The organism is Actinosynnema sp. ALI-1.44 (assembly GCF_001984155.1).
Lineage (GTDB): Bacteria > Actinomycetota > Actinomycetes > Mycobacteriales > Pseudonocardiaceae > Kibdelosporangium.
Map to the genome: position 1 here is coordinate 258063 of NZ_MTQO01000045.1, position 11444 is coordinate 269506.

The window sequence follows — 11444 nt, forward strand, 5'->3', positions numbered from 1 at the left end:
CCAGCGGAAATTATTTCATCACGCGTTGAGATTGAGTTAAACTCGGCGCCATGACGACGTGGGTGCGAGACTTCAGCGACATCAGCACTGACATTTCCGCCGACATGCTGGCGGATGTCGGCGGCAAGGCGGCCAACCTCGGCGAGCTGACCAGGGCGGGCCTCCCGGTTCCGCCAGGGTTCTGCGTCACGACCGACGCCTACCGGGAAGTGGCCGCCGCGGCCGGGGCCGACGGCAGCCATGACGCGGCCACGACCCGGGCGCTGATCCTGGGCACGGCGATGCCCGACGCGATCAGCGAGGCGATCACCCGCGCCTACGCGGCACTCGGCGCGGACGTGCCGGTCGCCGTTCGGTCGTCGGCGACGGCGGAAGACCTGCCGTTCGCCAGTTTCGCGGGTCAGCAGGACACGTACCTCAACGTGGTCGGCATCGGCGACGTGCTCGACGCGGTGCGCCGGTGCTGGGCTTCACTGTGGACAGACAGGGCCTTCGCGTACCGCGCCACCAACGGGATCGACAACCGGACCGTGCGCCTCGCGGTGGTGGTCCAGCGGATGGTCCAGTCTGAAGTGGCCGGTGTGATGTTCACGGCCGACCCGGTGACCGGGCGGCGGCACGAGTACGTGCTCGACGCCAGTCCCGGCCTCGGTGAGGCCGTCGTGTCCGGCGCGGTCAACCCCGACCACTTCGTGGTGCGCGACGGTGCGATCGTCGAGCGCAGGCTCGGTGACAAGCGCGTGGTCATCCGGTCATTGCCCGGCGGTGGCACGGAACGCCTCGAACGCGAGTCCGGCGCGGCCGATGCCTGCGTCACCGACGACCAGGTCATCGCGCTCGCTGCGCTCGGCGCGGAAGTGGAGCGGCACTACGGCGCACCGCAGGACACCGAGTGGGCGATCGACGCCGAAGGCGCGCTGTGGCTGACGCAGTCACGGCCGATCACCACGCTGTACCCACTGCCGGACCAGTCCCAGGAGGACACTCGGGTGTACTTCTCCATCACTGTGGCGCAAGGGCTGTACCGGCCGATCACGCCGAGCGGGCTCGCCACCTTCCGCCTGCTCGCCACCAGCGTCGCCAGGGAGATCCTCGGTCTCACCGTGGCGGATCCGGTCGCCGGGCCCAGTGCGTTCGCCGAGATCGGCGGGCGCGGCTACATCGACGTCACAGCGGCGGTGCGCAGCGAAGTCGGCCGCGCGATCGTGCCGAAAGTGCTCGGCGTCATGGAGGCACGGTCCGGCGCGGCCCTGAGCAGTCTGTTCGACGACCCGCGGTTCGCTTTGCGTCCCGGTTCACGCCGGAAGGCCGTGCTCCGGCTGCTCCGGCTGGCAGTGCGGTTCAGGGTCCCGCTCCGCGTGCTGCAGGCCGTGATCAGCCCGCGAGCCGCGCACCGGTTCGTCGACTCGGTCGGCCGGGACATCCGCCGCCGGATCGCGTTGCATCCCGGGGCCACGCCGGTCGAACGGCTCGACCACGTCGAGCAAGTGCTGCTACGGCACCTCTTCCCCGTCGTTCCGCGGGTGATGCCCAGCGCCGCCGCGGGTTTCCTGCTGCTCGGGCTGGCGGGCAAGATCGTCGGCAGGCCCGGCGAGGTGCAGGCGGTGTTGCGCGGTGTGCCGCACAACATCACCACCGAGATGGACCTGGAGCTGTGGCACCTGGCCACCCGGATCCGCGAGAGCGACGCCGTCAGCCAGTTCCGCGAGGAGTCGCCAGAGCGGCTGGCGGAACGCTACCTGGCGGGCACGCTGCCGGACGTCGGCCTGGCCGAGTTCCTCGAGGTGTGGGGCGACCGCGCGGTGGCGGAGATCGACGTCGGCATGCCGCGCTGGTCCGATGATCCGACACACATCCTTGGCGTGCTTGCGAATTACCTCCGTTTGGCGGATCAAGAAGCGGCGCCGGACGTGGTCTTCGCCCGTGGCACGGCGCAGGCGCGGGCCGCGATCGACCGGCTCGTCGCGCAGGCGCCCCGGCGCAAGCGGATACTCCGCTTCGCGCTGAACCGGGCGCGGGACCTGGCCGGAATCCGCGAGATGCCCAAGTACTTCCTGGTGATCGCGCTCGGCTCGGTCCGCGAGCACCTCAAGGCGATCGGGGCCGAACTGGCCGAGGCGGGCCGGATCGCCCGGCCGGACGACGTGTTCTTCCTCGACTTCAAGCAGATCAGGTCTGCCCTCGGTGGAACGGACCAGCACGAAAGGATCTCCGGCAACCGCGAGGCGTACGAGCAAGAACTTCGGCGCAGGCGGATCCCGCGGGTCATGCTTTCGGACGGCACCGACGTCGAGGCGATCTCGCGACCGGTTGCGGCGGCGGACGGTTCGCTGCCGGGGACCCCGGCCTCCGCGGGCAGCATCACCGGCACCGCACGCGTTGTGCTCGATCCGGTCGGTGCTCACCTTGAGCCAGGCGAGATCCTGGTCGCCCCGTCGACCGATCCCGGCTGGACTCCGTTGTTCCTCACCGCGGGCGGGCTCGTGATGGAGATGGGCGGCGCGAACTCACACGGCGCCGTCGTCGCCAGGGAATACGGGATTCCCGCCGTCGTCGGCGTCGCGGACGCCACCCATCGCATCACCACCGGTCAGACCATCACCGTCGACGGCGCCACCGGTGTCGTGACTCCCGTTCCTGCCTAGAGCAAGCCCATCTGCATGGCGCGGACGCCTGCCTGGAACCGGCTGCGGGCGTCCAGCTCCACCATGGCCGACGCGACGTCGCCGCGGACCGTGCGAACGCTCACCCCCAGCCGGCGAGCGATCGCGTCGTCGGTCAACCCCTGCGCGAGCATTCGCAGTACGAGCTCGTGCCGGGACCGCGTCGGCCTGCCCTTGGGCACCTGGCTGACTTCGACGCTCTGCGCCCACAGGCCGTCGGCCAACGCGACGAGCGAACGGAGTTCGTTCTCCGTCCTGATCACCCTGCCCGCACCGGCTTCGTTGAGCACCACGCCGACCAGGCCGTCCACCACCACGGCCCGGACGGGCACGTTCGACGTCGCCCTCGGCGTGTGCCCCCGTTTGCCCAGCCACACCGCGTAGTCCACGGCTGAGACGTCAGTGCGCCACAGCGCCCTGAGCCCCGCGCCGCGGCGCAGCACGCCCTCGGCGATGTGCTCGGCGAACTCGTACGACCGCGGGTCGTAAAGCGGCGCCAGGATCACAACTTCGTTACGAACCCGCGCGGCCAGCCGTTCGACGACCGCGAGCACCTCGTCCATATCGGACAACGGGCACGCGTCGTCGAGCCTGCCCGTGGTCTGCTCGTGCAACGACACAAACGTCTCGACAGCCGCCGCGCTGGGCATCGGCCCGCCCGACAACCGCCGCGCGGCCAACGCCGGCAGCGCCAGGCACGGCTGGATCGCCCGCACCGCACCGGCTTCGACCGCCGAGTTCATCACCAGCCCTTCACCGCGCAACTCCGCCAGCACGGTCGCGCCCTGGTCGGGAGACCACGCCAACGCGTGCTCCAGGCGTTCCGGCTGCCATCGTGACCGGGTCAGCAGTGCCCGGTAGCCGATCTCAGCCTGGCCGCCCACGCCAAGCCTGTGGCTCTTCATGCTCGCCCTCACCCTCATTCGACCCGATGAACACCCGGCCGAGTTCCCTTCCCCCTCATCGTGCGCCGAGACAGATCAACGCATCCTTGGCCTCCCGTTCCACAAGAGCACGGGAGCCGCGGTGAAGTACCGCCGGCTCGGCCTGGTGTCCTCGTCGTCCGGATCGAGGATGAACCGCGCGGGCTTCGTGAACAAGCGCGGCGCTGAGAATCCGCCCGGATGCCACGTCCGAGCGCCGCCGCATGCCGCCGGACGGCCGGGCAGCAGGCCACGGACCCTCGCTTTCGGTAGCACAGCGGCGAAAGCTCGCACAGCTCGGCACCTCGCGGACCGCAAGAGCCCACGCGGCGGCAGCGGCCGTGTTCCGGCGGCCGGAACGTTCCCGGCCGCAAACGCTGCCAGCAGCCCGGACCGTTCGTCCAGAGTGGACCGCGCGGCACTCGTCACTGGTGAAACGCCCTCCCACCCGAAGTCCGGAGTCCTACGCACCATGGCGAACCAACCTAGCGATCCGCGATGACGGCCTGGTGAATCTTCGCTGACCCAGCCGAGAGATGGGGCGAAATCCACGCCGCGAGACGACTTGTCCCCCGACTGGCCTATCGCCGCGGCCGATCAGTGCGATGTGGAACCACTCTGAGCATCAGTCCCATCACCTTTGAGCACTGACACAGCGTTCACAGCCGGTCGCTGTTCGCGACACCGGGCCGGCTCGAGGTCCACAGTGGAAGGAGCGGACAGCGACCGGCCGAACACGCGGCGCGACGACCCGATCGCATAGTACAAAGTGGATGGTACGGCCGAATCGACCATGGCACCCCTCGAAATCTATTTCCCCAGTTTTGGATGCTCGTCGAGAGTAAACCAGCGTTACGGCTGCGTCAACGAAGGCTTGCGATGTACCATTTGCCAAGCAACTGATGTTTACGCCCGTCACGGATCGGCAGGAGGCAGGGTGAACGCGCCGTTCTCTATCGCCGAGAAGCTCGACCGGCTGTTCCATCGCGTCCGCCCGGCAGGGCAGGGCGAGTACAGCCACAACGCCGTCGCCGAGGCGATCAGGGAGCAACAGGGCATATCCATCTCGCACACGTACATCTGGCAGCTGCGCACCGGGCGCAGGGACAACCCGACAATCCAGCACCTGACCGCGCTGGCCACGTTCTTCGGGGTGCCGGTCGCCTACTTCCTCGACGACGAGGAGACCAGGCAGATCGACAGCGAACTCGAACTGCTGGCGGCATTGCGCGACACGGGCGTCACCGAGATCGCGTTGCGCGCGGCGGATCTCTCGCCAGGAAGCCGCGAGACGATCAGCAACATGATCCTCAAGGTGTGGGAGTTGGAGAACGAGAAGAAGAAACCGGAGTGACTCCGGCGAATCGGCCGGGATACGGCGAAAGCCGGTGCGCCGTGCTGATCTCGGCCAGCCATTTCGCTTCCTCGTGCTCATCGGCGCCGCCGGGCGTCGACGGCCAGCACCCCTGACACGGCCGCGTGCCCGCCTTCTTGCGGCGCAGCGCGACCTCGATCCAGCACGCCTCCGCGAGCACGGCGGCCTGGCGGCCGTGGATGCCCTGTGCGGCCAGGTATTCCAGCGCTTCGCCGGGCGTCGCGGGCGGGGCGTACTGGCGGAGTTCGAGCATCCCGTCCCTGATCTCGATCAGCCGCCGGTACAACCGCAACCGGGCGGTGGCCAGCAACCCGTCCGCGCTCGGCAAGCGTTCCGAGACGTACAGGATCACCTGGGGAAACGTGGTGCGCATGGTGTGCCACAACGGCGCTAGCGCACGCATCGACCGGTGGATGGCGATCAGCTCGCGCACAACCGTCCACGTCGGCAGCACGACACCGCTGACGATCAGCAGCCCGGACACCGGCAGCATCCGGTCGGAGATCGCCGCGACGAGTTCGGTCGGCATCCGCACGCCCGCCGCGTTGGCGAGGATGTACGCCGACTTGTAGACCGCGAAAAGCGCGTTGATGGCGGCTCCGGCGCACATCAGCCACAGCCCGACGCGCAGCAGGTTCGTCGGCGACGCCCGGCTGACCCGCCAGATCAGCAGACCGCCCGTGCACAGCACGGTGCCGAGGTAGGCCTCCAGCAACATCCAGTAGGCGATGACCACCGGGTTGGTCTCCCGTTGGGCCAACAGGTGCTCAGCCGAGCCGTGGATGCCGTGGCTGGCCATGGCGAACAGCGCGACCAGCGTCGTCGCCACCCCCAGCCCCAGCAGCACCTGGCGGGAGTTCGGCCGTCGGCCGGTGATGAACGCGACGAACCGCAGCAGGTTGACCCCGGCGGCTATGGCCAGCAGGTGCTGAAGCAACGTGTCCGCGTTCGTGCCGAGCACGTCCTGCACCGCGCCCGCGACCGGCGGGAGCGCGACCGTCTTGATGACCGCGAACGCCAGGAAGATGCGCCACACCGTGCGTTGCTTCGGACCGCGGCGCAACGCGGGCAGCCACCCGGCCACCAGTCCCCAGAGCAGAACGAGAAGCAACGCGTTCAGCGGCGGTACCTCCTCGTTTCTCTCGCGGGTGCCGGGATTCGTCTCAGGTGTTCGGGCGGAGGACCTCGGTCATCCGCGCGAGCGCGTCCCGTGGTCTGGCCCTGCCCCCGCCGCCCCGGATCATCGACGCGAGCATCTCGGCTTCCTGCTCCTGCTCGGTGGCGTAGTTCACGCGGCCGAGCACCCGCCGGACCACATCGGGGTCGATGGTGGGGAAGAGTCTGCGCCGCAGCGAAACGTCGATACTGAGCCGGTGGTCGCACAGCATGTGCGCGAGCTCGTGCAGCACTATGTGCTCGGAGTGCAGCTTCGACGTGGTCGGCTCGTAGAGGATGTAGTCGGCGTCCGCCACGGACAGCCACATGCCGCACGGGGCGGCGGCGGACAGGCCGGGCATCGGTTTGAGCTCCAGACGGCGGCCGCGTTTCTCGGCGACATGCGCGCAGAACGCGTCGAGGTCGAACGGTTGCGGTACGGCGAAGGTGCGCAGGTGTTGTTCACAGCGCCGACGAAGCTGCCTCATTTCCCGTCGCCTCCTTGTTTGGAGACTACCCGGCAAGGTCAAGTGACCCGGATGATGGACCCATGAAGGTCCGTATCGGGGTAGGCCTCGGCCCGCACGAGGATTTCGTCGAGGCGATCGATCACGCGGAAGCACTGGACATCGACTCACTGTGGTTCTCCGAAGTCGTTTTCGGGGAACACACCGACCCGTTCATAGCAATGGCGTACGCCCTTTCGCGTACGAACAAACTGAAAGTGGGCACGGGCGTGGCCGTGTTGCCTGGCCGAAGCCCCGTCCTCGTCGCGAAACAACTGGCATCGCTGGCGGCGCTAGCCCCCAAACGGGTACTCCCGGTCTTCGGACTGCGACCGGCGCGCGATCCCGAACGGCAGGTCTTCCCGGCGCCCCGGGGCGCCCGCGGCGCCCTGTTCGACGAAACGATGCAGGTGGTCCGGCTGTTGCTGACCCAGGACACCGTTTCCTTCCACGGGCAGTTCCACACGCTCGACACCGCGTCGGTCCGCCCCCGGCCCCGGCGGATGGACATCTGGCTCGGCGGGTCGGCGAGAGCGGGCCTCGAACGCACCGGGCGGCTGGCCGACGGCTGGCTGGGCAGCTTCATGACACCGAGCCAGACCCTCCTGGCGCGGCGGACCATCGAGCAGGCCGCGCGGGAGGCGGGCAGGGAGATCGAGGCCGACCACTACGGGATCAGCATCGCGCTCGCCGAGGGCGGGATCCCGCAGACGCTGCTGGCCGCCGCGCGCAGCAGGCAGCCGGACATCGACCCGGCCGAGGTGATCCCGGACAGCTGGGAGGCGGCGCAGGACCTGATCGAGCGCTACATCGACGCGGGGCTGACGAAGTTCGTGATCCGCCCGGCCGGTGAGGTCCGCACGATCCGCCCGTTCCTCGACGACTTCGCCGCGAAGCTCAAGCCGCTGGAGCGCGACCTGCCGGAACCCTGATCCGTCCGACCCTGGTCGTCGTGGCTGACGGAAAACCCCCAACCGCCCTCATGTGCCGTGAAGGCCACCCTGCCCGGCATGCGACGCCCGTAACCGGCGGCCATGCCGGGCGAGTCGCTCTAGGAGGTGACCGCGTACTGGGCCTGGATCTCCCACGGTTCCAGCGCGCGGTCGAGGAACATCAGGTTGTCGAACCGGCAGTCGCAGGGGTTGCCTTCCCGGGTGTCCTGCGGGAAGCTGCCGCCGATCTTGAATCCGCGCGGATCGGTCGGGGAGGCGGAGTACGGGCCCTGACCGGTGCCGACGCCCCACGGGTCCCCAGCGACCACATAGGACCCGGGCAACGGCTTGCCGTTCTTGTACAGCGCCATTTTCCCGGTGTTGAAGTCGAATGTGGCCGCGAGGAACACCCAGTGCCCCTGTGGCAGGATCGTGCGCCAGTCCTCGGTGGCCGCGAAGGTCTGCGAGGCGCCGCCGTCGATCCGCCTGCCCAGTGCGACCACCTTCATCACACCGTCCACTTCGATCAGTTCCAGCAGAGCGCGGACCGCGTGGCCGTCGGAGTTGCCGCTCAGCACCCCGGCGATGCCGATTGCGCCGTAGAAGTCGGCCGGGTTGGCCGAATTGGAGTTCGGGCTCGGGTTCCGGCCGGTCATCTTGACCCAGCCCATCACCGTCGTCTGCCGGACGCCGTTGAACGCCCGCAGCGACGGGACACCACCGGCCGAGTACGTTCCGGCCTTCCAGTCGTCGTTGCCGGGCGTGAGCGGGTTGACCTGCTTGGTCTGCAACGAGTACCGGCTACCGCGGTACGCGCCGTCCGCGACCCGCGCCTGCTCGCCGCCGTTGACCAGGTCGATGGGCGTGCCCGACCGGCCGCTGTCGGCTTCCTTCGCCGGGTTCCCGGCGACCGGGTGCTCGAAGTCGTAGCGCGCCACCAGGTTGCCGACCAGCGACGGGTGGACGTCCGGCAGCGGCTTGGTCCCGGTGACCTGCCAGATCCTGCCGTTGGCCTTCGCCATGACGAACAGGTCGCCCGCGTTGTTCGTGCCGAACCGGATGTCGGTCCTGCGGTCACCGGCCATGTCCTGCATCGTCATCGGACGGCCGGAGGCGTCCGTCACGGACAACTGGTGCAGCGGCGCGAGTTTCCCGCCACGCCGCATCTCGGTCGCGTTGGTGTAGAACAGTTTTCCGTCGACCAGGTCACCGAAGACGTACTTGCCCCACAGTTCCGGGACCCCCGAACCCCGGTAGACGAACCCGCCGACGACCGCGTGGCCGCTGTCCGCGGTGCACGGGAAGCCGGGCGGCGGGTCGTGGTCGTAGGCCGCGACCGGGTACACGTACCCGTTCCGAGCGTCGTTCGCGGGCAACGGGTAGAGGTTGCACCGGTCCGTGCGCTTGTAGACGAACGGGCCCTCGCGGTCGCTCCAGCCGAAGTTGTCACCGGCGCGCACCTCGTACACGGACTCGATCTCGTGTTCACCGATGTTGCCGAGGTACATCCTGCGGGTGACGCTGTCCCAGCTGAACCGGTGCGGGTCACGCAAGCCGTACGCGTACACCTCGCCCATCGCGCCGGGCCTGCCGGTGAACGGGTTGCGCGCCGGGATGCCGTACTTCCCGTTCGCGCTGTCGCGCCCGTCCGGGTCGATCCGGAGCAGTTTGCCGTGCGGCAGCGCCAGGTTCTGCGGGTCGTCGCTGGAGGTGCCCCGGCCGCCGTCGCCGACCGCGACGTACAGCTTGCCGTAGTCCTCCTGGTGGCGCAGCGCGGTCGGGTTGAAGTCGATCTGCTGGATCGCGTGGGTGAACCCGATGAACCCGATCCGGAGCATCTCCCTGCGGGTCCCGCTGAACACGGCGGCCTTCGGGTCGCTCGCCGTCCACTCGGTCAGCACGCTCTGGATCACGATCGTGCCGGGCTGGTCGTAGTCGGCGGGCTTCGTCGTCAACGCGCCGCGCGCCTCGGTGTGCGTGGTGTAGAACCGGCCGTTGCGCGCGAAGTCCGGGTGGAACGCCACGAACCCGAACCCGCTGCCCATTCCCTTGTTGTTGAAGAAGTCCGGCCCGACCGCGGCGCCGACGTCGAGGTACTCGGCCGACTGGCCGTCCTTGACGAAGTACAGCTTGCCGTTGAGGTCGGGCACGTACATCCGCCCGGACGAGTCGGGCAGCTCACCGAAGTAGTTGATCCTGGCGTGCCTGCGCAGGCGCGCGTCGGTCACCGGCGGTGTCGGTTCGGAGCGCGGCATCGTGATCACCTCGGCGAGGGTGAGTGCGATGCCCGATGTAATCGGTTTCTCCGGAATCGGATCGGTCACCGGAAGATCGTCCGCAACCGCGGTAGGGGCTGGGACCGCACATAACACCAACGAAAGGGTCGAGATCAGACACCTGAGACGCATGACAACACCACCACTGCCTCGTCGCATGGTAAGCGCTTACTATGTAAACGCTTACACGATCAGACGCGCGAAGTACAGAGCGAGCAGGGCCTAGGCTGGGGAAATGCGCATCTTGTCGAGTTTTATCGGCGGGCGGGGCCACTGGGGACCGATGGAACCGATTGCCCGTGCCGCACGGGCGGCTGGGCACACCGTGGGCGTGACCTGCCAGCGGAGCATGGTCCAGCCGGTCAGGGATGCCGGGTTCGACGCGTGGCAGTCCGGCCCGGACTTCGACGGCGGCGGTGTGCGGCGGCCGTTGATCGAGCCGAACCAGGACACCGAGGACGACGGCCTGCGGGACGGCTTCGCCGACCGGGCCGCGCGGCTGCGGTCGGCGGACCTGCTGGCGATGGACTGGCGGCCGGACCTGATCCTGTGCGACGAGGTCGACTTCGGCGGGATGATCGCCGCCGAGGTCCTCGGCATCCCGCACGTGACCGTGCTGAGCAACGCCTCGGGCTCGTTCGTGCGGCCGTCGGTCGTGCAGGACACGCTCAACGAGGTACGCGCCGAGCACGGCCTGGCGCCGGACGAGAACCTGGGCATGCTCGGCCGTCACCTGGTGCTCTCGCCGTTCCCGCCGAGTCTGCGGCACCCGGACCACCCGCTGCCCGCGACCGGGCACAGCATCCGGCTGCAGGACGTGGCCGAGGCCAAACCGGAGGAGCCGACGGTCTACTTCACCCTCGGCACGATCTTCAACACCGAGTCCGGCGACCTGTTCACGCGGGTCCTGGCCGGCCTGCGTGAGCTGCCGGGACGGCTGATCGTGACGGTCGGCCCGTACATCGACCCCGCCGAGTTCGGCACGCAACCCGACCACGTGCGGATCGAGGGGTTCGTCCCGCAGCACGAGATCCTGCCGCAGTGCAGCCTGGTCGTGTCGCACGGCGGCTCGGGCAGCATGACCGGCACCATCGCGCACGGTCTGCCGACCGTGCTGGTCCCGTTGGGCGCCGACCAGATCGTGAACGCCCGGCGATGCACCGACCTGGGCTTCGGCGAGGTCCTCAACGCCTACACGGTCACCCCCGACGAGGTGCGGGACACGACCGCCGAGGTGCTCGACGACCCGTCTTACCGGCAGGCCGCGACCCGCCTTAGGGACGAGATGGCCGCGTTGCCGGACGTGTCTTATGCGCTGCGTCTCATCGAGGGCCTCAGGTGACACCCAGTTGCCCAATGCGGCACGGGGGTGCTTAGCAAGATCCTCATAGTCATGTGGGGATTGGCTGAGACTCAGTTCAGGAACATCGCCGACGACATGGCCCGCGACCAGGTCGCGGCCGCCAGGGAGCGCGCCGCGTCCACTCCGGAGGGCAAACGCACGTGGCAGCCGGGGCAGCGTGCACCGGACAGTGCGTCCAGCGGTATCCAGCGCCGTACTGCCCATAGGGCCTGGGCACCGCGATAGGCGCACTGTGAAACGCACGCAGGCGA

The 11444-nt window shown here is 68.8% G+C and carries 9 protein-coding genes; 5 read left to right on the top strand and 4 right to left on the bottom strand.

The window, feature by feature from the left end; genetic code table 11:
• The first annotated feature begins 50 nt into the window (after window positions 1-50).
• Entirely contained in the window at window positions 51-2645 is a 2595-nt protein-coding gene (locus tag ALI144C_RS21840) for a PEP/pyruvate-binding domain-containing protein (RefSeq protein WP_076988973.1), read from the top strand.
• Here ALI144C_RS21840 and ALI144C_RS21845 read toward each other — a convergent pair.
• Window positions 2642-3568: a helix-turn-helix transcriptional regulator gene (locus ALI144C_RS21845; protein ID WP_076988974.1), complete on the bottom strand. Its 927-nt coding sequence runs from the start codon at window positions 3566-3568 to the stop codon at window positions 2642-2644. The two genes, ALI144C_RS21840 and ALI144C_RS21845, sit on opposite strands and share 4 nt — an antisense overlap.
• 955 nt (window positions 3569-4523) lie before the next feature.
• Between ALI144C_RS21845 and ALI144C_RS21850 the strand changes: the two genes are divergently transcribed.
• On the top strand, window positions 4524-4940 hold the full coding sequence (locus ALI144C_RS21850; RefSeq protein ID WP_076988975.1) for a helix-turn-helix domain-containing protein: 417 nt from the start codon (window positions 4524-4526) through the stop codon (window positions 4938-4940).
• Here ALI144C_RS21850 and ALI144C_RS21855 read toward each other — a convergent pair.
• Together ALI144C_RS21855 and ALI144C_RS21860 are read right to left on the bottom strand one after the other, a co-directional pair.
• Entirely contained in the window at window positions 4897-6072 is a 1176-nt protein-coding gene (locus ALI144C_RS21855; protein ID WP_076988976.1) for an MAB_1171c family putative transporter, read from the bottom strand. The genes ALI144C_RS21850 and ALI144C_RS21855 overlap by 44 nt on opposite strands.
• A 52-nt stretch (window positions 6073-6124) precedes the next feature.
• Window positions 6125-6604 (bottom strand): hypothetical protein, encoded by a 480-nt coding sequence (locus ALI144C_RS21860; RefSeq protein ID WP_076988977.1) that lies wholly within the window; start codon window positions 6602-6604, stop codon window positions 6125-6127.
• Between the two features lie 62 nt (window positions 6605-6666).
• On the opposite strand from ALI144C_RS21860, the gene ALI144C_RS21865 reads away from it, so the two are divergent.
• On the top strand, window positions 6667-7554 hold the full coding sequence (locus ALI144C_RS21865) for a TIGR03854 family LLM class F420-dependent oxidoreductase (protein ID WP_076988978.1): 888 nt from the start codon (window positions 6667-6669) through the stop codon (window positions 7552-7554).
• Window positions 7555-7673: 119 nt separating this feature from the next.
• Here the strand turns inward: ALI144C_RS21865 and ALI144C_RS21870 are convergent, their stop codons facing one another.
• Window positions 7674-9878 (bottom strand): PQQ-dependent sugar dehydrogenase, encoded by a 2205-nt coding sequence (locus tag ALI144C_RS21870; RefSeq protein WP_237774249.1) that lies wholly within the window; start codon window positions 9876-9878, stop codon window positions 7674-7676.
• Between the two features lie 235 nt (window positions 9879-10113).
• On the opposite strand from ALI144C_RS21870, the gene ALI144C_RS21875 reads away from it, so the two are divergent.
• Together ALI144C_RS21875 and ALI144C_RS21880 are read left to right on the top strand one after the other, a co-directional pair.
• Window positions 10114-11172 (top strand): glycosyltransferase, encoded by a 1059-nt coding sequence (locus ALI144C_RS21875; RefSeq protein WP_237774250.1) that lies wholly within the window; start codon window positions 10114-10116, stop codon window positions 11170-11172.
• A gap of 51 nt (window positions 11173-11223) precedes the next feature.
• On the top strand, window positions 11224-11418 hold the full coding sequence (locus tag ALI144C_RS21880; protein WP_168211312.1) for a hypothetical protein: 195 nt from the start codon (window positions 11224-11226) through the stop codon (window positions 11416-11418).
• Window positions 11419-11444 lie beyond the last annotated feature (26 nt).